Genomic DNA, 25,686 nt, shown 5'->3' with positions numbered 1-25,686 from the left:
GATAAAAGGGAGGGGACGGAAATGACCGGCAAGATGACCCGACAACTCTCATCCACCCGGTCGGAAGCACTGATCAAAGTGGCGAATGCCGTGAATTCGACGCTGGAGCTGGATGAACTGTTCAAACTCACGCTTTCCGAATCGATCAAGGCGATCACGCATGCCGACGGCGGAGCGCTGTTTGTTTACGAGCCTCAGGCCGGACTGCTCGTTTGCCGTTCCCATATGAATTTTGACGAAGCCGTGGAACAGATCCGGCTCAGTCCCGGAGAATCTTTTACCGGACAATGCTTTTCGGACAGAAAGGCCATCCTTCTTCCGACCCAGAAAGAGATCAAGATGAATTCCAGCACGATGACCCAAGAAAATCTCCTCTTGCTTAACCAATCGATGGCGAGGCACCCCGGGCGAAACTCTTTCCGTGCCATGAGTGTTCCGCTGATTACCGCCAGAGATGAATGCATCGGCGTCGTGACGCTGAACGGTTTTGCCGAAGAGGGTTCGTTTTCATCGGAAGATATGACCCTGTTGCAGGCAATCGCCGGCCAGGCCGCCACTGCACTGGAAAAGGCGGGGCTGTATGAGGACATCCGGGCGAAGAACAGCATGCTCGAAAAGCTCAGCCGCTTTCACCAGGAATTGCTGTCCCACATGAATAACGGGCTCGGGCTGCAGGCCATGCTCGATCAATTGAGTTCGGTCGTCGGCAGGCCGCTGTCCCTATTGACGGTGTACGGTGAAGTGTTCGGTTCGGCCGTTTCCGTCAAAGACAGTCAGATCGATGAATTTATGATCCGGAACGGAAGGCAGCTGCTCGGCAAATTGTTCGTCTATAACGGAAACCTGAATGAGATGTCCACCACAGACCGGCATCTGATTCAGCAAAGCATCTTGTATTTTGCCCTGGAGATCAACAGAAGAGCGTCCGTCCGAAATATTGAGCAGCGATACAAGTCCGAACTGGTGGATGACTTGCTGACCGGCGCGTTGACGGATGATTTTCTGGGCAGGGCCGCGGGGCTGGGCTTGGATGTATCCGGTTGCCTTCTGCCGGTGGCAGTCAAGATTCAGGAACCGGCTGCCGAGAATCCTGTGGGTCAGCTGATTCATCAGAATGAGCTGGCCGGGTTTCTGGAAATGGAGATCAAGCGCCGGTTTCCGGGCAGCCTCGTCGTCTTCCGGGAGAATCTTTATCTGCTTCTGATTTCGGCTGGCTTGCAGTCCAACACGCATTCCCTGGTGGAGAAACTCACGAAAATTGCCGAAGGAGCTGTCCAGTTTGCAAAGGAAAGCAAAAATCTGTCCACAGCCAAGTTCGGGGCCGGCCATCTTGTGAGCAGCCTGGACGAATTGGCTGATTCCTTGCAGTCCGCCATCATGACATTGAAATTCATGGAGACGGCCAATTTCAAAGGCTTGGTGGCCGACAGCTCGAGATTTGCACTGCAGCGCCTTCTGAACTCCGCCACAGACCGAGAGATCGACCTGTTCATCTCCTCCACTCTCGGACCGGTTTTTCAGTATGATGAAGAGAAAGGGACGGATCTGGCAAGGACCCTGCAGGTGTATTGCCGGCATCTGCAGCGGCCCGGCCAGGCCGCTAAGGAGCTCCACATCCATCCCAACACGCTTCAATACAGGATCAAGCAGATCTCCCGGTTGTTCGGGCTGGATTTCCAGGACTCGGATGCCATGCTTGACGTTCAGCTTGCCTGCAAGCTGTCTTCACAATCTTAATGCCCGCACGGGAGCTCTCCCTGTGCGGGCATTTTTGAAACTCAGGGTTGGAGACCCTCGGAAGAAAACGGCATTCCGACATTGGGTGTATCTTCGGAAGTACAGAATCTGGTTGATACGGAGGAACCGGACTTATGGAACATGCGATTTAAGGACATGCTTGCTTTTATATTGACAGCCAAGCGCTTTTTCAAGCACGTCTTGGCTGTTTCTCAGCAATTAATGGTTGATCAACATGAGGAGGCACCTGACGATGGATCCATTCACAAAACAATTCATAGGCGGAAAATGGGTCAGCGGTTCAAGTGAAAAAAATATCGTGGACCTCAATCCGTATACCGGAGAAACGATCTTAACGATCCAATCCGCGAACCAAAATGATCTGGAAGAAGCCTTTCAGGCAGCGAAAGAAGCCCAGCCTGGATGGGCGGATCGGACGGTGGCCGAAAAGCAGGGGCTTTTTCAAAAACTGATTGATGTCATGCTTGCCGAGAAAGAGTTCATCATCGAATGGCTGATCAACGAATCCGGAAGCACCCGCTTAAAATCAGGGATCGAATTTGATGCTGCATTGGGGATCGTGAAGGAATCGATGTCTTTTCCGACTCGAATGGCCGGGAGTATCCTCCCTTCCGTTTTTCCGAATAAAGAAAACCGGATTTACCGGATCCCGAAAGGCGTCATCGGGGTGATCGGCCCCTGGAATTTCCCGTTCCACTTGACGATGCGCTCGGTTGCACCCGCTTTGGCAACCGGAAACAGTGTGGTGATCAAACCCGCTTCGGATACGCCCGTAACGTCGGGACTTCTCATCGGCATGCTGTTCGAGAAAGCAGGCTTCCCAAAGGGCCTCGTGAATGTCGTTGTCGGAAAGGGCAGTGAAATCGGGGATGAATTCGTCGTCCACCCGATTCCGAAGCTGATTTCCTTCACCGGTTCGACTGAAGTCGGAAGGAGAATCGGCGAAAATGCAGGCAGGAACCTGAAAGACGTTGCCCTGGAACTTGGCGGAAACAACGCAATGATCGTCCTGAAGGATGCCAATATCAAAGAAGCGGCAAAAGCGGCTGTCTTCGGCAAATTCCTCCACCAAGGACAAATCTGCATGGCCTTGAACCGGTTCATCGTGGACAAAGAGATCCATGATGAATTCGTGAACGAATTTGTAGATCTGGTGAGCAGGCTGAAATACGGCGATCCGTCCCATCCATCAACATTCGTGGGCCCTGTGATCAATAAGGAACAGGTTGAGAGAATTCAAGTAGACCTCGATGAAAGCATCCGCCAAGGTGCCGAGATGATATACGGCGGCAAAGTGGAAGGATGCCTGATGCAGCCGACTGTCCTTAAAAATGTAACCAACGACATGCCGATTGCCTATAATGAGATCTTCGGTCCGGTCGCGGTCGTCATCAAGGCGGAAAATGAATCGGAAGCCGTTGAATTTGCCGATGCCTCGCCATATGGACTGAGCGGGTCCATCTTCACGGAAGACCGCCATCACGGAGTTGAACTGGCGATGAAGATTGAAACCGGCATGATCCACATTAATGACCAATCGGTAAACGATGAAGCGCATGTTCCATTCGGCGGTGAAAAGGAATCCGGGATCGGCCGGTTCAACGGAGAATGGGCGATCGAAAAGTTCACTACAATCAAATGGATCGGCGTACAAAGCGGGTACCGCGAATTCCCGATATTTTGATCCCATGCAAAGATCCGCAATAGCTGCCGGGCAGTTATTGCGGATCTTTTGTGTTCGAAATATTTTATTGTGCGGTATACCCGCCGTCCAGCACGACTGCCTGTCCCGTCAGTCCTTTTGCGGCGTCGCTGGCCAGGTAAAGGGCAAGTGCGGCGATTTCCTCGACACCGATCAAGCGTTTCTGGGGAATCAGCGGATAGAGCACTTCGCTCAGGACTTCTTCCATCGAGACGCCCCGAGTTTTTGCAAGATCCCCCATCTGGTTCCGGACAAGCTGCGTATCTGCGTAACCCGGGCAGATGGCATTGACCGTGATTCCCTGTTCGGCGGTCTCGAGCGCCGCGACTTTCGTCAGGCCGATCACACCGTGCTTGGCGGAATTATAGGCGGCCTTGCCGGCGAAGCCGATGACGCCGTTGATCGAGGCCATATTGATGATGCGCCCCCACCCTTGCCGCTTCATTTGGGGAAGCACATGCTTGATCATCATGAACGGTCCGGTCAACATGATGTTGATGAGAAGCTCAAACTTCTCGGTCGGAAAATCTTCCAGCATGGAGACATGCTGCATGCCTGCATTGTTGATGACCACATCGATCCTGCCGAACCGTTCGACCGTGCAGTTGACTGTCCGTTCGATGTCCCGTTCACTCGTGACGTCACAGACGATGCCTTCCGCCTCACCGGCCAGAGAAGCAGCGGCTTCATTGACCGCCTCCTCATCGAGGTCGGACAGCATCACCTTTGCCCCGGCGGCCGAAAATTCCCTTGCAATGTCATAACCGATCCCGCGTGCAGCACCTGTGATGAGCAGAACTTTCCCTTCCATAGCCACCCCTCCTTCAGTCAATCACTTCCTGATTGTGCCGATGAACTGCCCGAGCCGCTCCGGGTCATCCAGCCGCCGGTTGCACGCTTCAGAGTCCACACAAATATAGTTTCCCCGTTTTGTATAGGTCTCGCCTCCGGAATGGCGGGTCTCTGAAAGAAACAGCCCGACTTCATCCAGTCCGTTGCAGATGGCGCAGACCCCTTTTTTGCCGAGCGGCTTGAACTGTCCAAAAATGCCCTGGAGCTTGCCCGACTCCTCCCAGACCAAGTACTTCCGGTTTGAGCCGGAATCATTCCATCCGAGATAAGTCAGATCCCGCCATTCGATTGAGGACAAATTCGGCGGATTGAGCTTTTTCACCTTCGGGAACATCTTCTTCAACTGTTGCTCCTTCGGTTCCGGAAACGGGATGACGAAAGGAAGCAGCTGCTCCCTGAACCGGTCGAAGCTGTCGTTGTCCACCACTTCCCCGATTTTCGCAAAAAGTTTCCGGACTTCGTCGGGAAGTTCCGTCAAGCGCTCTTTCGCCCGTTCCTCCGCAAGGCCTTCAACCGCATTGAGCACTCCGGTGTCATTGACCCTCATATGGCCGTTCATGACGCTTCGCGCCTGTCTTAAAATGAAATGAAAATCTGCGCTGCTGATGAATGGTTCCATCTGTTGCACCCCTTTCTAATGAAGATTTTACTATTCGAAAGGACCGGTGTCATCAGATGGCTGTCCAGCCCCCGTCCACCTTGATCGTATCCCCTGTTACATAGTCCGAAAGCGACGATGCCAGGAACAGGACCGCCCCGTTCATATCATCCGGCTTCGCAGGCCGGCCGAAGAGGATCCTGCTGTTCACTTCTTCTCTGAACGCCCGGTCTTCAAGCATCTTCGAGGTCATTTCCGTTTCCACGAAGGTTGGTGCCACCGCGTTGACATTGATCCGGTGCCCGGCCCATTCCACGGCCAGCGCCTTCGTCAACTGCACGAGCCCGCCTTTGCTGGAGCAGTAGGCCGCCCGGTTGTAATAGCCGACAAACGCCATCTGTGACGCGATGTTGATGATTTTCCCGCCGTCCGTTTTGACCATATGGCCCGCGACGGCCTGGCTGAGGAAAAACACCGTTTTCAGGTTCAGGTCGAGCACGCGGTCCCAGTCTTCTTCGGTAACCTCGAAAGCCGGCTTCGCTATATTGATCCCGGCATTGTTGACAAGTACGTCGATTTTCCCGAAACGTTCTGCGGTCAGATCCGCCACAAGCCGGACTTCGTCCATCCGGGACAGGTCCGCACGGATATAATCACACTTGGCATTGAACCGGTTCATCTCTGCTTTCACTTCGGCAAGCGCTTTTTCGTCCCTGCCGACGATCATGACATCCGATCCGTTTCCGGCAAACGCCAAAGCCATGGAACGGCCGATCCCTTTGCTGCCGCCCGTAATGAGCACAGATTTCCCTTTTAAATCCGAAAAGTCAACAGTCATCGTCATTGTCCCCTTTCCAGGTCGTTTTTCAGGAAATCGATCAATGTCTTTTCTCGTTCGGCATGGATGGAAGAGGACTGTCCGTCATCCCAAAGATAGAATCCTTCGCCGGATTTGGAACCAAGCTTCCCTGTGTCCACCAGGGAGCTGAGTGTTTCACCCGAACGCGGGGCATTGCTAAGATCGGCGAACAGATAATCGGAAATGGCCTTGAACACATCGAGTCCCCCCATGTCCGCTGATTTGAGAGGCCCGGTCACCGGAAGCCTCCGCCCGATGCTGTAGGTGACTGCCGAGTCGATGTCCTCTTTTGTGGCTACCCCCTGGTCGATCAGATATTGTGCTTCCCTGAACAATGCATACTGCAGCCGGTTTCCGATAAAGCCGGGCAATTCCTTTTTCACCTCGATGGGCTTCTTGTTCATCGCCTTCATCAATGCCATGGCCCGTCCGACCGTCTCTTCCGATGTTTCCCGGCCGGCCACCACTTCCACCAGCGGAATGAGGTGGGCAGGGTTCCAGAAGTGTGTGACCACAAACCGTTCAGGACGGTCCGCCCCGGCGGCAAGATCGGAGGGCCGCAGACCGGATGTATTGCTGGCAACGACCGTTTGGTCAGGGATGAGCGATTCAAGTTCCTTGTAAAACGTCTGTTTCAGTTCCAGATCTTCCGGGATCGCCTCAATGATGAATGACCGGCCGGCGACGGCTTCTTCGAGCCGGTCCGTCAGATGGATGCGTCCGGTTATTTCCTCTGCCTCCATACGGTTAATCAACCCGTTTTCCGTCATGACCGACAATTTGGAGCCGATCCCTTTTTCCGCGGTCTCCAGATCTTTTTCATTCATTCCGAACAAGCGGACATCAAAGCCCGACCAGGCGGCTGAAAGTGCAATCGAATGGCCCATTGTTCCGCAGCCCAAAACTGAAATATTCTCCATCACGATCCCTCCAATGTTTGAATGCTGTAATAAACAGAGCCCCCTGCAGCGCTTCCCTTCTTCAAGCCATCCGTAAAGCGTCCGGGCCCGTCAGATTCCCAGGCCCAAAGAAAACAGGATGACGGCAACGATGGTTCCGAGCAACGGCACGACCACCGTCATGGCGCCAAATGCCGGATAGGCGTCTTTATGGGTTTCCCCCGCAATCGAACGGATGGTCGTCACCACATATCCGCCATGAGGAAGGGAGTCGAGAGAGCCGGAAGAGATGGCGACCGTCCTGTGCAGTGCCTCCGCATTCACGCCCATATCCAGATAGTGAGGGGCGAGGAGCGGCAAGGCGATGGCCTGTCCGCCCGAAGAGGACCCGGTCAGTCCCGCAATGATCGCGACGGCGAGCGCGCCTCCGATGAGCGGGCTTCCCGGAATATTCGTCATAACGGCGACCGCTGATTCAAAGGCAGGTGTCGCTTTCACGACACCGCCAAAGCCGACGACCGCGGAGGTATTGGCGATTGCGATGACGGCGCCGGCAGTTCCTTCCGATACGGCGTGTCCGAAGTTCCGGAAATACTTCCTGTTCAGCAACCATGTCGCGATGACCCCTCCGGACAAGGCCAGGATGAGAGCGGAGGTCCCGAGGGATTCATGGAACGAGAACGAGACGATCAGCACGACGAGCAATGGGACGAGGCTCAGCAGCGGATGGGGCAACGCGGTTCGTTCTTCCATATGATCACTTTCTCTCTCAACAAACCGTTCCCCTTTTTCCACCGCCTTGCGGATCATCTTTCTCAGCCACCAGTATCCGAACGCCATCATGAAGACAGCGACAAACAGGCTGACCTCCCACCCGGCCAGAGGAGAGGTGCCGAGAAACTTCACCGGAATCCAGTTTTGGATCTCCGGCGAACCGGCTGACGTCATCGTGAATGTGGTCGAACCGAAAGCAAGCGATGCCGGGATGAAGCGTCTCGGGAGATCCGCTTCCTTAAACAGGCTGACCGCCATCGGATACACCGAAAAAGCGACGACGAACAGGCTGACCCCGCCGTATGTCAGGACCGCACAGGCAAGCACCACTGCAAGGACGGCCTGTTTCATGCCCAATTTTTCCACTATCCACTTGGATACCGCATCTGCAGCTCCGCTGTCTTCCATCACTTTTCCGAAAATGGCGCCGGCAAGGAACATCAGATACCAGGACAGGATGAAACCTGAAAACCCTTCCATATATCCGGTCAGATAATCCGGAGCCCCTTCTTTCGCCAGTTGCGGGAAAAGCGGCAGGCCGTTCATGAGTGCGACGAACAATGCTGCGAGCGGTGCAACGATCAGCAGGTTCAAGCCCCGCATCGTCAGATAGATGAGCAGCCCCAGTCCCCCGATCAAACCAATCATGCCAATCATTGATAATCCCCCTAATATGTAATAACCACCCGGAACCCGAGAACGGATTCCAGGTGGATGTGTTTATCCTTCTTGACCGTAGCGGCGGACTCGCAGGAGCGCCTGCTCCGCATGGCCAGCAAAATTCTCAAGCTGGCACAGACGGGCTGCATATTCACCGATATACGCACTGGCTTCCGGGGTTGCCTTCTGGTAGGTGACCGTCTTGATGAACTTGCCCACCCACAGTCCGCCTGTGTACCGGGCGGCTTTTTTCGTCGGGAGTGTATGGTTCGTACCGATCACTTTATCCCCGTAAGCCACGTTCGTTTCCGGTCCGAGGAAGAGGCAGCCGTAATTGGTCATGTTCTCAAGGAAGTATTCCGGATTCTCGGTGAGGATCTCCACGTGTTCATAGGCCATGTCATCTGCGACCTTGAGTGCTTCCTCAATGTCTTCGACGAGGATGACCTGGCCGTAGTCCGCCCATGAGACGGCCGCCACGTCCGCAGTCGGCAGGATGCCCAGCTGACGGTCGATTTCTTTCAGTGTGGCGTGGGCCAGCTCTTCGCTCGTCGTAACGAGCGCACAGGGGGATGTCGGACCATGTTCCCCCTGTCCGAGAAGATCGGTTGCGATCATTTCGGCGTCGGCTGTTTCATCCGCCACGACGAGCGTTTCCGTCGGTCCGGCAAACAGGTCGATTCCGACCCGGCCGTACAGCTGGCGTTTCGCCTCGGCAACGAATGCGTTCCCCGGTCCGACGATCATGTCAACCGGCTCAATCGTTTCGGTCCCGATGGCCATCGCACCCATCGCCTGGATTCCGCCGAGAAGGTAGATTTCATCCGCTCCCGCCAGATGCATCGCGGTGATCGTCGCTTCCGGGATTTCTCCGTTGATCGGCGGTGTACAGGCGATGACCCGGCCGACGCCTGCAACCTTCGCGGTCAGGACGCTCATGTGGGCTGATGCCACCATCGGGTATCTGCCTCCCGGCACATAGCAGCCGACACTGCTGACGGGGATGTGCTTATGGCCGAGGATGACGCCCGGAATGTTTTCCACTTCGACATCATGCATCGATGCGAGCTGCGCTTCCGCAAATTCCCGGATATTCTTCTGAGCGAATTTGATGTCTTCGATCACTTGCTCCGGCACTCTGGAAACGATCTCTTCGATCTCCTTTTCCGAAAGCCGGAAAGACTCAGGGCTCCATTTATCGAATTTGGCGGACATTTCCTTCACCGCGGCGTCACCGCGCTGTTCAATGTCTTTCAGGGCTTGCGAGACGACCGCGGATACCTGGTCGTCATTCTCCCTGATTTCCTCTGTTGCCTTTCCTTCTTTGATATAAATCATGGTCAGTCCCCTTTCTGAAATCCAAACCGGTTTGCATACGTATGCAAAAACGCTTACAAAAGGTACCTTAAATCAAATCCCGGCGCCGGTCAAGAGAACAGTTCAAGTTTCCCTAATAATCAGTTCTCCTTCCAGGTAAACCGGCCCGGCGGGAGTCCCCCTTTCTTCTCCTTCTCCCAGCAATAAGCCGAGTGTCTTTTCAATCATCCGATCCACCGGCTGTTTGTAGGTGGACAGGGCATAACCCGGCCAGGAAGCCATCGGGATATCATCGAAACCGATCAGCCGGACAGGCTTTTGGAGCCGCATTTCCTTCAAGGCATCCAACGCACCCATTGCCATAATGTCATTTGCGGCAAAAATGGCGTCCGGCATGTTTTCGGAGGGCAGGTTTTTGACTGCCTTGAATCCGCCGTCATAGGTATAGCCGCCGACTGTGAAATCCGAACGATATCCTTCCGCCTGCAGCGTTTCCGTGAAGGACTGCTCACGTTCCAGGTTGGTGGAAGTCCCCCTCTTCCCTGCAATATAGACAAAGCTTTCACAGCCGTCTTCGATCAGGTGAAGGGCAATTTCCCTTGAAGCGCTCCGGTTGTCGCAGCTGACCGACAGCAAAGCCGTTTCTTCGACCACCCGGTTAAAAAGGACTGCGGGAATCCCGTTTTTCTTCAGGGCTTCCGCCGTGCCGAAAGAAGCGGTCGCATCCATGATCACGACGCCGGCCACTTTATAGGCGATCAGCTGTTCAATATCCCGCGGGCATAATTCATCCTCGGCGGTATCGATCAGCAGGACTCCATAGCCCATGCTTCTCAGGGTGGCCGTGAATTTCTTCAGTACGGCCGGATAAAATGGATTGTCCACGTTTTTCATGACGAGTCCGATCAATCGTGTTTTGCGCATGATGAGGCTGCGCGCAAACTCATTCGGCTGATATCCGAGTTCCTCTGCCGCTTTCAGCACCTTTTTCCTTGATCCGTCCGAGACACTCGCCCCTTCGGTGAACACCCGGGAAACCGTCGACTGGGAAACACCGGCAAGACGGGCGACATCGTGGGCAGTGATTTGTTTATCCAAGAACACCACATCCTTTATCCAATAACAAAAGTATAGCGTACGCGGCCTGCAGGAAGAAAGGGATACTTAAATGCGCAGAAAAACAGGAACACCGGCAGCCGGCATTCCTGTCCAATTCCCTTTTCTGCCGGCTCCGTTCCGCGGCTGCTACCGTTCATAAGGTCAGCTCTTCCCGGTGCGGATAAGCTCGACGACCGCTCCCGAAACGATCCGGGCCACATCACGCAGTTTTTCCTTGCTGATCTTTTCGAGGTCGTCATCTGCGGTATGGTACCATGGTTCCGCCGGGCTGTGGATGAAGAGTGCGGCCGGAATCCCCGCCTCATGGAACGGGACATGGTCGCTCCGGTCTCCCTGGACCAGCGGTGTTTTGCGGTCATTCAGCTTTCCGCCGACCGACCGGGCTACATCCGAAACGGTATTCGGCTTGCCGTCAACGGTCTGGATGGTCAAGTCTCCCGCATCCCGGCTGCCGACCATATCCAGGTTGAAGTTGGCGGAAATCCTTCCTTTTTCAGCTTCCGGCAGAAGGGACACATAGTTGCCAGATCCGACCAACCCGAGTTCCTCCGCTCCGAACACGGCAAAGCGGACTTCCGAACCGGATGGGAAATCCCTTAAAGCCCGGGCGATTTCCATCAGCACGGCGGTGCCGGAGGCATTATCATTGGCGCCCGGTGCACCGGCAACGGAATCAAGGTGAGAACTAATGACTACGATCTCTCTTCCGCTTTTCTTTTTGGCGTCCGGTTCTTTGACGGCAATGATATTCTGGGATTCCTCTTTTTTGATTTCGGAGCCCCGGATGTAGATCCGGGCTTTTGTGTCCGGTTTCTGTTTTATTAGATCCAAAATCGATTCGCCGGCTGCCCGGTCGACTGAAATGGCCGGAATCCGGCCGCCCCCTGTTTCTCCGAGCGTGGCGCTGAGCACTCCGGGCTCGTCATTGAACACGATCGCACCGGACGCGCCCGCACGCGCCGCATTATCGATTTTCTCGCCAAATGGAATCTCCCCGCGCCGGATGACTGCAATCTTTCCTTTTACAAATCCGCCCTTCAAGTCCGATTTCCTGCCGAGCCCCGCATCCGCTAGAAGTCCCGATACGTCACCGTTGATCCCATATGTGAAGCCGCCGGCAGCCAGTTCATCCAGCCCTTCCACATCAATCCCCACTTCTTCCGGCTCTTTGTAGGCGGTGAAAAAGAATGGCTGGACCTCCACACGGTATCCGTAAGATTTGAATGCATTCCGTACATACCGGGCAGCCCGCTTCTCTGCGTCAGTGCCCGCCACCCTCGGTTCCTTGCTCAGTTCCTTGATATGCCGGTAAATATGATCCGTGCTGACTTCAACCGCCGGTTTTCCTGCGGCCGAAACGGAAACCGGATTTGCGGGCCCTGTCAATCCGATGGCGATCACCGCCGAAACGGCCAGTCCTCTGATTGTCTTCATCCAGTCAGCCTCCTGTCTTTTATCCCCTTCATGAGCAGATGTACATTCTCATTTTTCCGCTGTACGGCAGCTGAAAAAAGTATCGAAAAAGGGTTGCGCATCGTTTTAAGGTCGTGATACAATATTTCTTGTCAACATGGAGATGTACCCAAGAGGCTGAAGGGGACTGACTCGAAATCAGTTAGGGCGTTCACGCGCCGCGGGGGTTCAAATCCTCTCATCTCCGCTACCGGCCGCCGGTTTCCTTAAACAGGAACCGGCGGCTTTTTGTTTTGCATAAAATTCCCCGCCCTTCTCAAGCTATGAGGACAACACTTTGGCGGGAGTTGACCCAGATGGATGTGTCCTCTTATTTTGAGACGTTTTTACGCGCGTTATTCGCGTTCTTCTTTTTATTGCTGCTGACCCGTATTCTCGGCAAAAAGCAGATGAGCCATCTCACCTACTTTAATTACATTGCCGGCATTACGATCGGGACACTTTCCGCAGATGTCGCAGTGGCACCCAGAAGTGAGGCCGGACACGCTCTGCTCGCACTTGTCCTCTGGGTGGCTTTGACCATCATCCTCGGTCTGATCGGGATGAAGTCTGCCAAAGCGAGAGTTCTTCTCGACGGCGAGCCGTCCATCCTGATCCGAAAAGGTTCCGTCCAGGAAAAATCATTGAAGGATTTACGTCTGAATTTGGATGATTTGATGATGATGCTCCGCAAGGCGAACGCCTTTTCCCTTTCAACAGTCGAATATGCAATCCTCGAGCCGAACGGCCAGCTGAGTGTGATGCTGAAGACGGATCAGCAGCCTGCGATAAGGGCGGACCTTGGAATCCCGGCCGGTCCTGTACGCAACCTTCCGACTCTCCTGATCATCGACGGTGCAGTCATGGAACATGAAATGAGTGAACTCGGGCTCAGCAGCGAATGGCTTTTCGGCGAGTTAAAAAAGAACCGGATCACTTCGGTATCCGACGTTCTTTATGCGGAGTACGGGCAGGACGGCAGCGTCTGCATACAGAGAAAGGGCCAAGACCATGCCCCGGCATAAAAAACCGTTCCGGATAGGCGATCCGGAACGGTTTTTCTTGTTTTGATTATTTTACGGAGACAGGCTGAAGGCTGTCGAGGTCTTCCTTTTCTTCTGTTTTGTTCTGGGATCCTCCGCCTCCGCCGTTATCGAGCTTTTCAATCGTAAAGCCGGTGATGGCATAGATGATCGAAATGATCGGGCAGAGGAAGTTGAGGATCGCATACGGTGCATAGCCGGCAACCCCGACGCCAAGCGTGGCGAAGATGAAGACGCCGCATGTATTCCACGGAACGAATACGGAAGTGAGCGTACCGCCGTCTTCGAGCGCCCTGGACAGATTTTTGGAAGCAAGCCCCATCTTCTGATAGGTCTTCGCGAACATCCTTGAAGGAACGACGATTGATATATACTGTTCCGAACAAGTGGCATTTGTCAGGAATGCAGCCCCGATTGTCGATGCAATCAGCGAAGAAGTATTCTTCACGACTTTCATCAGCTGATTCATGATGGATTTCAGCATTCCGGAAAATTCGAGGATCCCGCCGAACGTCATGGCCACGAGTGTCATGCTGACGGTGTACATCATCGAATCCAGTCCGCCCCTGTTGAACAGCTCATCCACCAGGGTGTTTCCGGTGTTGATCTTATATCCTTCCTGAAGCGCATTCAGTGAATGTGCCAGTGTGTCGCCCTGTACGAACAGCTGGCTCAGGAAACCAAGGAAGATGCCGACGGCCAGAGCCGGGACAGCCGGAACTTTCATGGCGACCAGCACGATGACGAGTACCGGAACGAGCAGGAGCCAAGGTGAGATGAGAAAACTCTCTCTCATGACGGCGGAAGTCTGAGCGATTTCAGATGCATCCACCGATCCACCCGCATGCTTCATGCCGATGAATGCGTAGGCTCCAAGCGACAGCACGAGCGCGGGGATCGTCGTCCAGAGCATGTGCTTGATATGGTCGAACAGGTCGGTGTCGGTCAGGCCCGCGGCAAGGTTTGTCGTGTCTGAAAGCGGTGACAGTTTATCTCCGAAATAAGCGCCGGAAATCACGGCTCCAGCAATCATTCCCGGGGAAAGACCCATCGACAAGCCGATTCCCATGCCGGCTACGCCGATCGTCCCCATCGTGGACCATGAACTGCCGATGGCCAGAGAGACGATGCCGCAGATCACGCATATGGCAACGAGGAAGAATGACGGGTTGAGGATTTTCAGCCCGTAATAGATCATTGAGGCGACAATCCCGCCCCCCATCCATGACCCGATGACGAGTCCGACGAGCATGATGATGACGACGGCAGGAAGCGCCAGCTTGATCCCCTTGTACATCATCTCCTCGATCTCTCCCCATGTGAACCCGGACTTATAGGCGACAAGAGAAGCGATGACCGTCCCGACGATGAGCGGGACGTGCGGACCTTCTTCCAATTTAACGACCGTGACAAGCATGACGATAATCATGACAGCCAAGGGAAGGATTGCCCAGAAAAAGCCGATGTTCCGCTCTTTCTGCTCTTCGACCGGCTGAGTGTTTGGATTGCTCATATGTTGTACACCCCTTCTCTTCGAAAACGCTATCATGATAATAATCAAAACTTACTGTCCCGTAAATGCAAAAATAGACGACATTCTGCAAATTATCTTTGCTGGTAAAAAACTAGGCCGGCTTTAACCTTTTTCTGCTCTCAGTTTTTTCTAGATATTATATTGTTTTCATCCAAATTGACCCAAAACCGGATTGGAGGTCTGAAATTTTCGTTTCTCCCTTTTGCAATCAGGATGAAATTGTGTATAATAGGTCCTGTCGCATCCCATGTCCTGGTAGCTCAGTGGATAGAGCAACGGCCTCCTAAGCCGTAGGTCGGGCGTTCGAATCGCCCCCTGGACGCTACGTTAAAAGCCCGCCATAGCAATGACTATGGCGGGCTTTGCTTTGTGAATGAAGCCGTTAGCCTTGCGAAGACAATGCCGTTGTACTTAACGGAGGAGTGATCGCATGACTAAGCGAAAATTAATTGCAAAAAGGCGTCCGACGGCCTCGCCCGCTGTCCCACAGCCTAACTACGACCCACTGCTGCTTTCCGTTCCGCCCGACATCTTCGTATGCGCTCGCAGACTATCCTTCGCAAGGCTTCCTAACGGACTATTTATACGAGGAATGCGGAAAGAGGAAAGCCGCTGCTTAATGATTAAAGCCTGAATTTAATCCGCGAGTCTATATCGCCTGACGGGCGTTCGAATCGCCTCCTTGGACGCGATTAAAAAACAGTCGCGGGTCCATCCGGACCTGCGACTGTTTTTTTGATTCAATTTATGTGGGTCTCCAATTATGCGATATCCTGATAGCGGTTGAGCAACCCGTCCAGCGTCTGGCTGCATGCGACAGTTTCTGGATGTGTAAAACCGAGGATCTTGGCTTTTCGATACATTTTTCTTCTGACGAACCGAATGCGATTCCTTAAAATCGTTTTCGACACGGCCATTGTTAATATTCTCCTTACCCTGATGGATTTCTGCTGTATCGGTGACAGCTTGTCTATCATACACCTCATTTTTTGCGACTTCTGTCGAAATGAAGCGCGAATCACAAAGTTCACAAATTGTTCACATGAACTATATTAGAAAAACAAAAAACGGACCGGAGGTGTTGCACCGGTCCGTTTTTATATTATTTTGCGTCGGGGAACATTCGTTTCATCGCATCGGAAAATTCATCAAAGAAACCTTCGACTGGCTCTCCCTCATCAATCCGGTTCCCGTAGTCGGACAATTCTTTGGCAAAGTCCGGATCTGCGGACACGTAAACATTCCCAATTTCAGGTTTGATCTCTTTTACCTGATCGCGGATTTTCGTTTTCAAATCCTCGGTTTCGTCCGTCCCCTCTGCAAGCTCCGCGGCTACATATGCATTTTCATCAGTCAGCAGTACGGTGGCCCCTTCGACACCTTCCACGGTCTCCACCTTTGCAGCGGCGTCTTCATCGCGTTGAAGGCTATCGCTCGTGGACCCGTTCGTATTGTCGTCATTCCCATTGTTGGCGCTGTCCATGCCTGTGGAGTTGTCACCCGTTGTGCCCGTGTCCGTGTCCGTCGTGCCTGCGTTGTCATTTCCGTTGTTCGTTCCGTTGTCGTTGTTGTCATTGTTGTTGCCGCATGCCGCCAGTCCAACAACAAGGAACAGTGCCGAAATCGTCATCCATATCTTTTTCAAACTTGATCCTCCTCTCGATTTGTTCCTTAGAATGCCACCTGCAGTGGCAATTATGTATATGAAGGCATAATAAACGGGCAAAGGTCTCCCTTTGCCCGTTTTTTTATTCCTTCATGTCGGGGAACCAGTCCTTCGCCTTCTCCTTGAATTCATCATAGGCTCCCTCGGCATCCTCGCCTGTCCGGTCCGCGTAGCCTTTCACTCCTTTGGCCGCCTCTTCATCGGCAGAAATGTGGACCGTTTTGTCCGGCACAACCGATTTAGCGGCATCCTCAATTTCGGATTGGAGAATGGAGGTCTCTTCGGCGCCCTGTGAAAGCACGACCGTCACGAACGCATCATCATCCGCCACAAGAACGGTGGCGTCATCCACGCCATCGACCGTTTTCACTTTATCTGCAGCTTCCTGGTTCACCTCAAGCGTGACGCCTTCCTGACTTTTTTTGCTCGTTCCTTCCTGGTCTTCGGTGTTAGTGTCGTTTTTCTTGTCTTCATCCGTATCCGCCGGAACGCCCATATCATTTTCCTCATGCCCGTTCTCTGTAAAGGACGGGTCTTCATCGGCCGTCTTTCCGCAAGCCGAAAGACCAAACGCCAGTGCGAGCGCCGATAAGCTGAGCATATACTTTTTCATGTTGTTCTCTCCTTCCGCTGATTGTTGCAGTTCATCGGTCCCTTCTCTTTGTAACATACCCAAATTTCCGCATTGCACGCGCAGAATCTTGAATTTGGTCATCAGCACGGGCCGGCGAGGCTGGATTTCATGAATTGAATTGATATTATCTTTTAAAAGCGTATACTTTCTTTATTCACAATATTTTATTAGTGTCAAAGGAGTGGGCAAGATGTTGGGTGCAGAAAGAGAAACGCTCGCGGAGATGTTCAGGGAATTGATGGGGAATGAGCGTGTATCGGAAAATGAAACGTTGAGGGAACTTCACGCCAAGGATGAGTCCTACCATGCGCAGCACCTGCCGGACATGGTGGTGTTCCCCGAATCTGCGGAAGAAGTGAGTGCAGTCGTCCGCCTTGCGGGTAAAGCCGGTGTGCCGGTGGTCCCTTTCGGACTGGGCTCCAGCCTCGAAGGTCATGTCATCCCTTACAGCGGCGGAATCACAATCGACTTTTCACTGATGAATCGAATCCTGGAGATCAGGGAAAGTGACTTCCTCGTCCGGGTTCAGCCGGGCGTCACCCGGTCACAGCTCAATAAGGAACTGAAAAAATACGGCCTGTTCTTTTCGGTGGATCCCGGTGCGGATGCGACACTCGGCGGCATGGCGGCCACGAATGCAAGCGGCACGACGAGCGTGAAGTACGGTGTCATGCGTGATCAGGTGCGCAATCTGGAAGTCGTGCTTGCGGACGGGTCGGTTATCCATACAGGCAGCCTTGCGGCCAAATCGGCTTCCGGCCTTCATCTGAACGGCCTGTTCGTCGGATCGGAAGGAACGCTCGGCTGCTTTACCGAACTGACGTTGCGTGTGTATGGAATTCCAGAGGAGACAGCTGCGGCACGGGCATCTTTCCCGACGGTGGACGATGCGGTACAGGCCGTCGTCTCGATTCTGCAGGCGGGAATTCCGATCGCCCGCGTTGAGCTGGTGGACGAGCCGTCGATGGAACAGGCAAACCGTCACAGCGGAACCAACTATCCTGTCCGGCCGACGCTCTTCCTGGAATTCCACGGCAATAAGGCCGGATTGCGTCAGGATATCGAATTCTGCCGGGAAATCGTCACCGAACTCGGCTGCGAACGGATTGAATTCGAGACGGATACCGAGGGGCGGAATGCGCTCTGGGAAGCCCGCCACAACCTGGCCTATGCGTTCATCCATGGGCATCCGGGCCGGAAAATGATGGTGACGGACGTATGTGTCCCGATTTCAGAACTCGCAGGCGCGGTCCGTCATGCCCGGGAGGCCGTTGACCGGCTCGGCCTGATCGGCGGTATCACCGGACACGTCGGCGACGGCAATTTCCATATCATTCTCATGATTGATATGGAAAATGAAGAGGAAGTGAAAAAAGCTGATGAGCTCAATGAAACGATCGTCAAGTATGCGCTTGACCGCAACGGGACATGCACGGGCGAACACGGTGTCGGTGTCGGGAAGCAAAAATATCAGCAGCTCGAACACGGTCCGGCCCTTGCGGTCATGCAGGCGATCAAGAAAGCGCTCGACCCCGGAAACATCATGAATCCGGGCAAAGTCATCGACTTTAAACAAGGGGGATCAGCGGAATGAAACTGCTCGAAACGATCAGTTCGGTTGCCGGCAAATACTTTGCATTCCTCGTCATTGCGACGGCCGTCACAGCGTACTTCATCCCGGACTCGTTTACCCGGTTCGGCGCCTACATCACCATTCTGCTCGGCGTTGTCATGTTCGGCATGGGGCTGACATTAAAAGCATCTGACTTCAAAATTGTCTTTACCCATCCGATCCCTGTCATTATCGGGGTGCTCGCCCAGTACACGGTCATGCCCCTTGTCGCGTTCCTTATTGCGTACGCATTGCGCCTGCCGCCCGAACTTGCAGCGGGCCTCGTCCTGCTAGGCTGCGTACCCGGAGGAACGGCATCCAACGTGATGGTCTACCTGGCGAAAGGGAATGTTGCCCTTTCCGTCGCAATGACATCCGTTTCGACCTTGCTTGCTCCGATTGCAACTCCGGCCATCCTGCTTCTCCTGGCCGGACAATGGCTCCCGGTAGACGCCAAATCGATGTTCCTGTCCATTGTCCAAGTCATCATCATCCCGATCGCCCTCGGGCTAATCGTCCAGCGATTCTTCCCGAAGGCCGTCGAAAAAAGCGTCACGGTCGTTCCGCTCATCTCTGTGGCAGCCATCCTGATCATCGTATCGGCCGTTACGGCAGCCAATGCCGGCAATGTTGCAAAAGCCGGCTTCATCGTTTTCCTTGCCGTCTTCCTGCACAATGGATTTGGACTTTTGCTCGGCTATCTGGCTGCAAAGGCGATGGGCCTGAGCGAAAATGACCGCCGGGCCATTGCCATCGAAGTCGGCATGCAAAACTCCGGTCTCGGCGTGGCGCTCGCCACTGCCCACTTCAGCCCTCTCGCGGCGCTTCCGAGCGTCTGGGGTGCCATATGGCATAACATTTCCGGTCCGATCCTTGCGACGGTCTGGTCGAAGAAACCGGCCTCCAAAGTGGCGCCCGGAATCCGGAAGGCGGCTGCCGGCCGCGCGGTTCCCGGGAAGTAAGATGGAATGAATGAAGTCCCTCTCCTTGGGAGGGGGCTTTTTCAGTTTCGGAGTTTGGACTTGAGCCGAGGCCAAAAGAAAAAGACACACGGCAGACCGTGTGTCTTTTTTGTCTGTTTCAATCCATCATTTCAGCCAGGTATTCAAATGAGCGGAGACGGTCCTTGAAGTCAAAGGCGACCGTATTGACGATGAGTTCCTGGGCCTGGGTGAGATCGATCAGCGAGCGCAGGCCGGCCCGGACCTGGTCCGGAGTACCGATCAGCGTGGTCCGCGGATCAAGTGTCTGCATGACATATTGTTTTTCTGTCGGCGTCCAGAGCTCGTCCATATTTTCAACGGGCGGCTTCACCTTGCCGCGCTCGTCCCGGATGATCGAGAGGAACTGGCGCATATGGGTCGTTCCGAGGAATTCGGCCTCTTCCTGCGTATCGGCGATCAGGACATTGACACCCGGCATGGCATGCGGCTCTTTGAGTTGTTCGGACGGCTCAAAGCTGCTCCGGTAGGACTCAAGGGCAGGCAGGAGATACCCGGGTGCAAAGTGGCTGGCGAATGAAAACGGCATGCCTTTTCTCGCCGACAGATGTGCGCTGAAGCCGCTTGATCCGAGCAGCCAGATCGGGATGTCTTGCCCCTCCCCCGGAAATGCCCGGACACGCATGTCTTCCCCGCCTTTGAAATACGCCTGGAGTTCGGTCACTTCCCGGGGAAAATCATCCGCACTGCCATTGCGGTTGCGGCGAAGCGCCCACATCGTCGGCTGGTCGGTGCCCGGCGCCCGGCCGAGCCCGAGGTCGATCCGGCCCGGGTACATCGCATCGAGCGTTCCGAACTGCTCGGCTACGATGAGCGGTGCGTGGTTCGGGAGCATGACGCCGCCCGAACCCACACGGATTTCCTTCGTCTCCCCTGCAAGTTTTCCAATCAGGACGGCCGTTGCCGAACTGGCCACCCCAGGCATATTATGGTGCTCGGCCAGCCAGTACCGGTTAAACCCCCACTGCTCGGCACTTTTGATCAATTTTACGCTGTTGCCGATGGCATCCCCCGTGTCGTGCCCTTCAGAAATTTGGACGAGATCGAGGATCGACAGCGGAATACCATCGAATTTTTTGGCGTTTTCACGTATGAGCATTTGATTCACTCCTTCATGCCAAAATCATAACGCGTGAGGGAACCGGGATGCCACGATCTTGCCTTGAACGGGGAATTCCGGCCGATTTGGCCGTCACCGCTTACAGATTCCGATTTATTTTTCACTAAGCCGTTTTGCTAATCCAATGCCTGAAAAACCAAAGCCGCCCGGCCCCTGGCCGGACGGTAACATTCTCGTGTCTACAGTGCACGCCGCGTCACTTTCTTCCCGTCGCATGAAAAGCAGATCGTTCTCGTTTCCACGGTCGTTTCCAGGTGGACGGTCCGTCCCCACAATCTGTGCACATGCGGCAATACATGTTCCAAATAAGGCAGATCCAGTTCGACGCCCTCGTAACGGTGGACGAGATACAGTTCACCGTTGCGCAGATAGTCCCCGTTTTCGACGACAAGGTAAGGGAAACCACCGTTCACCCGCGAGGAGATGAGACGGTCCCTGACAGTTCTGGCGTCTTTGTCGGTGATCTTATATTCGGACCCCTTCTTCCCGAACACGTACAGGTCCTCGTGGCGCACCAGATCTTCTGTGAGGTAGTTACGGATGAATGAAGTGTCGGATTCGATCTCACGGACTTCGAACAGCTTCGCCCTTCCCCCGCCCGGTTCATAGCCGCATTCTCTCAGTTTCTCGTCCGGATGATCATACCGGCGCTCGATGTCTTCGAAGATTTTGAGTCCGAGCAGATACGGATTCACCGATGTCGGGGATGCCTGGATCACGCCCGCGTTCAGCTTTGAGAACTCGATCGTTTCAGCGGGGGTCAGGTCCAGCTCCCTCAGGATGCGCTGGTGCCAGAACGTCGCCCATCCTTCGTTCATGATCTTCGTCTCCAGCTGCGGCCAGAAATAAAGCATCTCTTCGCGCATCATCGTCAGGATGTCGCGCTGCCATTCCTCAAGATCCCGGCTGTGCTGGAGGATGAACAGCAGGATATCTTTTTCCGGTGATTCCGGCACCCGCTTCCGCTGCGGAGCAGCCGGCACCAGACTCCGTTCATTCCTGCTGTCGAGCGCCCACAGGTCATCGTATGGAGACGTCCGCCGCTCCGATGGCTGTTTAAGGCCGGATTCATCTTTTGCGATCAGAATCGTCGGATCGACATGTTCCTGGATCGCCAGGACCGCGTCCAGGAACTTCTCCACCTGATCCTTGCCGTACTCAATTTCGTATGCAGCAATCCGCTCCGCCGTTGCCGCCATGCTCTCGACCATGTCCCGGCGCGTATTGGAGAACCGGACATTGTTCTTGAAGAAGTCACTGTGGGCAAGCACATGCGCGACGATCAGCTTGTTCTGGATCAGCGTGTTGGAATCGAGGAGGAATGCATAGCACGGATCGGAATTGATCACCAGCTCATAGATTTTGCTCAGGCCGACATCATACTGCAGCTTCATCCTATGGAACTGCTTCCCGAAGCTCCAGTGGCTGAACCGGGTCGGCATTCCGTAGGCCCCGATCGTATAGATGATTTCCGCCGGGCAGACTTCATAGCGCATCCGGTAGAAATCCAGCCCGAACCCGGAGGCGATCTCCGTAATTTCACCGATCGCCCGCTCCAGCTTCTTTTTCTCCGTCATCCGCCCACCGCCTCCCCCGTCTGGAAGAACCCTTTCAGCGCGTGATAGACATCCGCCTTCTCCTTCAGCACGTAATGCCGGAATTTCGGATCATCGATCGACCGGTATGCGGACAGCAATGTCGAATACCGGCTGTGCTCGTTCACTTCTCCGTAGCCGAACATCCTTGACATGCCGAGCAGCTCTTCGATGAGCCTCAGGCACTCTTTGTTGTCGGACGTCAGGTTCTCCCCGTCTGAAAAATGGAACGGGTAAATGTTATATCGGTTCGGACTGTACTTTTCTTCGATGAGGCTGACCGCAAGCCGGTAGGCGGAGGAGCAACGCGTGCCCCCGCTCTCCGCCTTCGTGAAGAATTCTTCCTCCGTGACGATTTTCGCATCGGTCTGATGGGAGATGAACTCGATTTCGACCGACTGGTACTTGGTCCGGAGGAAGCGTACGAGCCAGAAAAAGAAACTTCGTGCGATGTACTTCTCGAACGTTCCCATGGATGCGCTCGTATCCATCATGGCGATCACGACCGCCTTCGATTCCGGGCGCTTGACCTCATCCCAGGTCTTGAACCGGAGGTCATCGTCGAGGATCGGCGCGATCGACTTCCGCCCGTCCATCGCGTTCCGCTTCAGGGCGGACAGGATCGTCCGCTTCTTGTCGATATTGCCGATCAGCCCTTTCTTGCGGATATCGTTGAACGTGATATGGTCGGTGACGATGTCTTCCTGCTCTTTTCGTTCCAGGTTCGGCAGCTCCATCTCGCGGAACAGCGCCTCCTCCAGTTCCGCCACCGACACTTCCGCCTCATAGACGTCTTGTCCGGGCGCGTCCCCCGCCTGTTTGCCGCCCTGTCCCTGACCGGTGCCGTCCTTGCCGAGCACGTCCCCGACCTTTGAGTCGCCCTTCCCCTGCCCGACATGCTGCGACTTGGAATGATTGTAGCGGATTTTATATTCATCGAGCGAGCGGATCGGAATTTTGACGACCTTCCGTCCGTCCGACATCACAATGCTTTCCTCACTGATCAGATCCGGCAGATTCGAACGGATCGCTTCCTTGACCTTGTCCATGTGGCGCTTCTGGTCCTCGTGGCCCTTCCGGTGGAGGCTCCAATCTTCCTCTGAGACGACTGACCGACTGTATTCTTCCCCGTTCATGCTCCACCCGCCTCTCTGCATGACAGTTTCCATTATCATATGCAGCACGCACCGGCCGTTTGACTGCTTTTCTGAATACGGCTTTTTTCTGCTAGGAACGAAATGGAACGAAGCGGGCAGGCAGCCGGGATGCAAAGAGGCAGCACTGCGGACATCCACCTTTCCCGGATACAAGAGTCCGATCCGACATATCAAGAGGACGGATCTTCTATCCAGGAGTCCGGTCCTGCTTCGTAAAAGTCCGATTCCCTTGATCCATGGGGAAGTGCAGGAACCGTCTCTTCCATGATTCAAAAAAATCCGCCCGAAGAGCAGGCGGAGAGTTGTCAGCGGTTCAGCAGGCTGCCGACATAGCGGAGGAGTTCGTTCGCCGACACCGTGTTGTAGCCGTAATCGTCGATCAAGCGGGCGACGACTTCGTTGATCTTCTTGAGCTGGGACTCGTCCGGTGTGGCGGACGAGGTGGTGATCTTCACAACATCTTTGAGATCCGCGAACAGCTTTTTCTGGATCGCTTCCCTCAGCCGGTCGTGCGACTTGTAGTCGAACCGTTTACCTTTTCGGGCATAGGCGGAAATCCGGATGAGGATCTCTTCACGGAAGGCTTTTTTTGCATTCTCTGAGATGCCGATCTGTTCCTCGATGGAGCGCATGAGCTTTTCATCCGGCGGCAGCTCCTCGCCGGTAAGCGGATCGCGTAGCTTGTTTTTGTTGCAGAATGCCTCCACATGATCAAGGTAATTGTCCATGAGTGTTTTCGCCGACTCCTCATACGAGTAGACGAAAGCCTTCTGGACCTCTTTTTTTGCAATATCGTCGTACTCCCGACGCGCGACGCCGATATAATCCAGATAGCGGCTCCGGTCGTCTTCCGAAATCGAGGCGTGGTCCGTCAGCCCGTCTTTCAGCGACCGAAGCACATCGAGTGCGTTGATCGACGGAACGTCCTTCCGGATGATCGAAGAGGAGATCCGGTTGATGACATAGCGGGGATCAATCCCGCCCATTCCCTCATCCACAAATTCCTGTTTCAGTTCACGGACATCCGCCCGATTGTATCCTTCCACGCTCTCACCATCGTACAGGCGCATCTTCTTCACGATGTCGGCACCCTGTTTCCTCGACGGCTTGAGCCGGGTGAGCACCGAGAAGATCGCCGCGACCCGCAGTGCATGTGGAGCGATATGGACATGCGACATATCGCTCTCGGCGATCATCTTCTGATAGATCCGTTCTTCCTCCGACACCTTCAGGTTGTACGGCACCGGCATGACGATGATCCGGGAATGGAGCGCCTCGTTCTTTTTGTCTGCGATGAACGACCGGTACTCCGTTTCGTTTGTATGGGCGATGATCAGTTCATCTGCGCTGATGAGCGCAAACCGGCCCGCCTTGAAATTCCCTTCCTGAGTGAGCGACAGCAGATGCCAGAGGAATTTCTCATCGAGCTTCAGCATCTCCTGGAACTCCATCAGGCCGCGGTTCGCTTTGTTTAATTCCCCGTCAAACCGGTATGCACGGGGATCGGATTCGGAACCGAACTCCGCAATCGTGGAAAAATCGATGCTGCCGGTCAGGTCGGCGATGTCCTGCGACTTCGGATCGGAAGGCGTGAATGTCCCCACCCCGACCCTTTTGTCTTCGGACAGGAAAATCCGCTCGACCGGCATGTCTTCGATCCGCCCTCCGTAGTCCTGCTCAAGCCGCATCGAATTCAGGGGAGACAGTGACCCTTCGATCCGGACGCCGAACTCCCGCTGGAAGTCGTCACGCAGATGCATCGGGATCAGATGAAGCGGATCCTCATGCATCGGGCATCCTTTGATCGCGTAGACCGCCCCCTCGTCCGTGTGCGAATATGCCTCCAGGCCGCGCTTCAACAGTGTCACGATCGTTGATTTGCCGCCGCTCACCGGTCCCATGAGCAGCAGGATCCGCTTCCTCACGTCGAGCCGCTTTGCCGCCGGATGGAAGTACTCTTCGACGAGGCGTTCAATCGCCTCTTCCAGGCCGAAGATCTCTTCTCCGAAGAAACCGTATCGTTTGACCCCTTCCACTTCAGCCACACCGTGGCTTCTGATCATATTATAGACGCGCGAATGCGCACTCTGAGCAACTTCAGGGCGTTCCTTCACAATCTCCAGATATTCCGCGAATGTCCCTTCCCACTTCAGACGGTCTTCTTCCTCCCGGTGGCGCCTTGCCCTCTCCAGGATGTCCATCCCATCGCCTCCCGTCAGCGCTTCATTTCTAACAATCTATGCAGGGGACAGGCACGGCATACGAAAACATGGAGAAGATTGGGCCGCGGGGGGGCGGAACAACATTGTTTACATAATAATATTACTTGTATAT

The 25,686-nt window shown here is 54.4% G+C and carries 21 protein-coding genes and 2 tRNA genes; 7 read left to right on the top strand and 16 right to left on the bottom strand.

The window, feature by feature from the left end:
* Positions 1-21 precede the first annotated feature (21 nt).
* Together B0B07_RS06365 and B0B07_RS06360 are read left to right on the top strand one after the other, a co-directional pair.
* Entirely contained in the window at positions 22-1,737 is a 1,716-nt protein-coding gene (locus B0B07_RS06365; protein ID WP_076757581.1) for a helix-turn-helix domain-containing protein, read from the top strand.
* 253 nt (positions 1,738-1,990) lie between these two features.
* Positions 1,991-3,442 carry an aldehyde dehydrogenase family protein gene (locus B0B07_RS06360; RefSeq protein ID WP_084186592.1) on the top strand — a complete coding sequence of 484 codons (1,452 nt, stop codon included), beginning with the start codon at positions 1,991-1,993 and terminating at the stop codon, positions 3,440-3,442.
* A 64-nt stretch (positions 3,443-3,506) separates the two neighbouring features.
* Here the strand turns inward: B0B07_RS06360 and B0B07_RS06355 are convergent, their stop codons facing one another.
* The 8 genes from B0B07_RS06355 to B0B07_RS06320 all read right to left on the bottom strand — a co-directional run bounded on the left by B0B07_RS06355 (position 3,507) and on the right by B0B07_RS06320 (position 11,972).
* Positions 3,507-4,271, bottom strand: coding sequence for a 3-hydroxybutyrate dehydrogenase (locus B0B07_RS06355; RefSeq protein ID WP_076757579.1), 765 nt, complete (start codon positions 4,269-4,271; stop codon positions 3,507-3,509).
* A gap of 21 nt (positions 4,272-4,292) precedes the next feature.
* Complete coding sequence (locus B0B07_RS06350; RefSeq protein ID WP_076757578.1) at positions 4,293-4,931, bottom strand: FusB/FusC family EF-G-binding protein; 639 nt, start codon at positions 4,929-4,931, stop codon at positions 4,293-4,295.
* Positions 4,932-4,983: 52 nt separating this feature from the next.
* On the bottom strand, positions 4,984-5,748 hold the full coding sequence (locus B0B07_RS06345) for an SDR family NAD(P)-dependent oxidoreductase (protein ID WP_076757577.1): 765 nt from the start codon (positions 5,746-5,748) through the stop codon (positions 4,984-4,986).
* A gap of 2 nt (positions 5,749-5,750) precedes the next feature.
* Entirely contained in the window at positions 5,751-6,689 is a 939-nt protein-coding gene (locus tag B0B07_RS06340; protein ID WP_076757576.1) for a 3-hydroxyacyl-CoA dehydrogenase family protein, read from the bottom strand.
* 90 nt (positions 6,690-6,779) lie between these two features.
* Positions 6,780-8,099 carry a GntP family permease gene (locus tag B0B07_RS06335; protein WP_200805792.1) on the bottom strand — a complete coding sequence of 440 codons (1,320 nt, stop codon included), beginning with the start codon at positions 8,097-8,099 and terminating at the stop codon, positions 6,780-6,782.
* A gap of 63 nt (positions 8,100-8,162) precedes the next feature.
* A complete protein-coding gene (gene hisD / locus B0B07_RS06330; RefSeq protein ID WP_076757575.1) occupies positions 8,163-9,440 on the bottom strand; it encodes a histidinol dehydrogenase in 1,278 nt (425 codons plus the stop codon).
* A gap of 102 nt (positions 9,441-9,542) precedes the next feature.
* Complete coding sequence (locus B0B07_RS06325; protein ID WP_076757574.1) at positions 9,543-10,517, bottom strand: LacI family DNA-binding transcriptional regulator; 975 nt, start codon at positions 10,515-10,517, stop codon at positions 9,543-9,545.
* 162 nt (positions 10,518-10,679) lie between these two features.
* Positions 10,680-11,972, bottom strand: a complete 1,293-nt coding sequence (locus B0B07_RS06320; protein ID WP_076757573.1) for a M28 family peptidase — start codon at positions 11,970-11,972, stop codon at positions 10,680-10,682.
* A gap of 138 nt (positions 11,973-12,110) precedes the next feature.
* On the opposite strand from B0B07_RS06320, the gene B0B07_RS06315 reads away from it, so the two are divergent.
* Positions 12,111-12,198: transfer RNA gene (locus tag B0B07_RS06315), tRNA-Ser, on the top strand.
* Between the two features lie 109 nt (positions 12,199-12,307).
* A complete protein-coding gene (locus B0B07_RS06310) occupies positions 12,308-13,015 on the top strand; it encodes a DUF421 domain-containing protein (RefSeq protein WP_076757572.1) in 708 nt (235 codons plus the stop codon).
* Between the two features lie 46 nt (positions 13,016-13,061).
* On the opposite strand, the gene nhaC is transcribed toward B0B07_RS06310, so the two are convergent.
* Positions 13,062-14,546 carry a Na+/H+ antiporter NhaC gene (nhaC, locus tag B0B07_RS06305; RefSeq protein WP_076757571.1) on the bottom strand — a complete coding sequence of 495 codons (1,485 nt, stop codon included), beginning with the start codon at positions 14,544-14,546 and terminating at the stop codon, positions 13,062-13,064.
* A gap of 270 nt (positions 14,547-14,816) precedes the next feature.
* Here nhaC and B0B07_RS06300 point away from each other — a divergent pair.
* A tRNA-Arg gene (locus tag B0B07_RS06300) sits at positions 14,817-14,889 on the top strand.
* A gap of 439 nt (positions 14,890-15,328) precedes the next feature.
* Here B0B07_RS06300 and B0B07_RS06295 read toward each other — a convergent pair.
* The 3 genes from B0B07_RS06295 to B0B07_RS06285 form a co-directional block, all read right to left on the bottom strand.
* Positions 15,329-15,484, bottom strand: a complete 156-nt coding sequence (locus tag B0B07_RS06295; RefSeq protein WP_076758336.1) for an aspartyl-phosphate phosphatase Spo0E family protein — start codon at positions 15,482-15,484, stop codon at positions 15,329-15,331.
* A 185-nt stretch (positions 15,485-15,669) separates the two neighbouring features.
* Positions 15,670-16,212, bottom strand: coding sequence for a YhcN/YlaJ family sporulation lipoprotein (locus B0B07_RS06290; RefSeq protein WP_084186589.1), 543 nt, complete (start codon positions 16,210-16,212; stop codon positions 15,670-15,672).
* A gap of 103 nt (positions 16,213-16,315) precedes the next feature.
* A complete protein-coding gene (locus B0B07_RS06285; protein ID WP_076757570.1) occupies positions 16,316-16,846 on the bottom strand; it encodes a YhcN/YlaJ family sporulation lipoprotein in 531 nt (176 codons plus the stop codon).
* Positions 16,847-17,090: 244 nt separating this feature from the next.
* Here B0B07_RS06285 and B0B07_RS06280 point away from each other — a divergent pair, with 244 nt between their 5' ends.
* Both B0B07_RS06280 and B0B07_RS06275 read left to right on the top strand, forming a co-directional pair.
* Positions 17,091-18,461, top strand: coding sequence for an FAD-binding oxidoreductase (locus B0B07_RS06280; protein ID WP_076758333.1), 1,371 nt, complete (start codon positions 17,091-17,093; stop codon positions 18,459-18,461).
* Entirely contained in the window at positions 18,458-19,441 is a 984-nt protein-coding gene (locus B0B07_RS06275; protein ID WP_076757569.1) for a bile acid:sodium symporter family protein, read from the top strand. The genes B0B07_RS06280 and B0B07_RS06275 overlap by 4 nt, the downstream gene beginning before the upstream one ends.
* 118 nt (positions 19,442-19,559) lie before the next feature.
* Here B0B07_RS06275 and B0B07_RS06270 read toward each other — a convergent pair whose 3' ends face one another.
* The 4 genes from B0B07_RS06270 to B0B07_RS06255 all read right to left on the bottom strand — a co-directional run bounded on the left by B0B07_RS06270 (position 19,560) and on the right by B0B07_RS06255 (position 25,553).
* Positions 19,560-20,579 (bottom strand): LLM class flavin-dependent oxidoreductase, encoded by a 1,020-nt coding sequence (locus B0B07_RS06270; protein ID WP_076757568.1) that lies wholly within the window; start codon positions 20,577-20,579, stop codon positions 19,560-19,562.
* Between the two features lie 200 nt (positions 20,580-20,779).
* Positions 20,780-22,177, bottom strand: a complete 1,398-nt coding sequence (locus B0B07_RS06265; RefSeq protein ID WP_076757567.1) for a SpoVR family protein — start codon at positions 22,175-22,177, stop codon at positions 20,780-20,782.
* Positions 22,174-23,331: a sporulation protein YhbH gene (gene yhbH / locus B0B07_RS06260; RefSeq protein ID WP_076757566.1), complete on the bottom strand. Its 1,158-nt coding sequence runs from the start codon at positions 23,329-23,331 to the stop codon at positions 22,174-22,176. Before yhbH ends, B0B07_RS06265 begins: the two co-directional genes overlap by 4 nt.
* 326 nt (positions 23,332-23,657) lie before the next feature.
* Entirely contained in the window at positions 23,658-25,553 is a 1,896-nt protein-coding gene (locus B0B07_RS06255; RefSeq protein ID WP_076757565.1) for a PrkA family serine protein kinase, read from the bottom strand.
* Positions 25,554-25,686 lie beyond the last annotated feature (133 nt).

It is taken from the genome of Edaphobacillus lindanitolerans (assembly GCF_900156305.1).
Taxonomy (GTDB): Bacteria; Bacillota; Bacilli; order Bacillales_A; family Planococcaceae; genus Bhargavaea; species Bhargavaea lindanitolerans.
This window is presented reverse-complemented; position numbering and strand designations above follow the sequence as displayed.

What these genes read in the sequence shown, in the direction of transcription:
- B0B07_RS06275 (WP_076757569.1), top strand. Translation starts at nt 18,458, where the DNA reads ATGAAACTGCTCGAAACGATCAGTTCGGTTGCCGGCAAATACTTTGCA.
- B0B07_RS06360 (WP_084186592.1), top strand. Translation starts at nt 1,991, where the DNA reads ATGGATCCATTCACAAAACAATTCATAGGCGGAAAATGGGTCAGCGGT.
- B0B07_RS06265 (WP_076757567.1), bottom strand. Translation starts at nt 22,177, where the DNA reads ATGACGGAGAAAAAGAAGCTGGAGCGGGCGATCGGTGAAATTACGGAG.
- B0B07_RS06365 (WP_076757581.1), top strand. Translation starts at nt 22, where the DNA reads ATGACCGGCAAGATGACCCGACAACTCTCATCCACCCGGTCGGAAGCA.
- B0B07_RS06285 (WP_076757570.1), bottom strand. Translation starts at nt 16,846, where the DNA reads ATGAAAAAGTATATGCTCAGCTTATCGGCGCTCGCACTGGCGTTTGGT.
- B0B07_RS06345 (WP_076757577.1), bottom strand. Translation starts at nt 5,748, where the DNA reads ATGACTGTTGACTTTTCGGATTTAAAAGGGAAATCTGTGCTCATTACG.
- B0B07_RS06320 (WP_076757573.1), bottom strand. Translation starts at nt 11,972, where the DNA reads ATGAAGACAATCAGAGGACTGGCCGTTTCGGCGGTGATCGCCATCGGA.
- B0B07_RS06295 (WP_076758336.1), bottom strand. Translation starts at nt 15,484, where the DNA reads ATGGCCGTGTCGAAAACGATTTTAAGGAATCGCATTCGGTTCGTCAGA.
- nhaC (WP_076757571.1), bottom strand. Translation starts at nt 14,546, where the DNA reads ATGAGCAATCCAAACACTCAGCCGGTCGAAGAGCAGAAAGAGCGGAAC.
- B0B07_RS06340 (WP_076757576.1), bottom strand. Translation starts at nt 6,689, where the DNA reads ATGGAGAATATTTCAGTTTTGGGCTGCGGAACAATGGGCCATTCGATT.
- yhbH (WP_076757566.1), bottom strand. Translation starts at nt 23,331, where the DNA reads ATGAACGGGGAAGAATACAGTCGGTCAGTCGTCTCAGAGGAAGATTGG.
- B0B07_RS06350 (WP_076757578.1), bottom strand. Translation starts at nt 4,931, where the DNA reads ATGGAACCATTCATCAGCAGCGCAGATTTTCATTTCATTTTAAGACAG.
- B0B07_RS06310 (WP_076757572.1), top strand. Translation starts at nt 12,308, where the DNA reads ATGGATGTGTCCTCTTATTTTGAGACGTTTTTACGCGCGTTATTCGCG.
- B0B07_RS06335 (WP_200805792.1), bottom strand. Translation starts at nt 8,099, where the DNA reads ATGATTGGCATGATTGGTTTGATCGGGGGACTGGGGCTGCTCATCTAT.
- B0B07_RS06280 (WP_076758333.1), top strand. Translation starts at nt 17,091, where the DNA reads ATGTTCAGGGAATTGATGGGGAATGAGCGTGTATCGGAAAATGAAACG.
- B0B07_RS06355 (WP_076757579.1), bottom strand. Translation starts at nt 4,271, where the DNA reads ATGGAAGGGAAAGTTCTGCTCATCACAGGTGCTGCACGCGGGATCGGT.
- B0B07_RS06255 (WP_076757565.1), bottom strand. Translation starts at nt 25,553, where the DNA reads ATGGACATCCTGGAGAGGGCAAGGCGCCACCGGGAGGAAGAAGACCGT.
- hisD (WP_076757575.1), bottom strand. Translation starts at nt 9,440, where the DNA reads ATGATTTATATCAAAGAAGGAAAGGCAACAGAGGAAATCAGGGAGAAT.
- B0B07_RS06270 (WP_076757568.1), bottom strand. Translation starts at nt 20,579, where the DNA reads ATGCTCATACGTGAAAACGCCAAAAAATTCGATGGTATTCCGCTGTCG.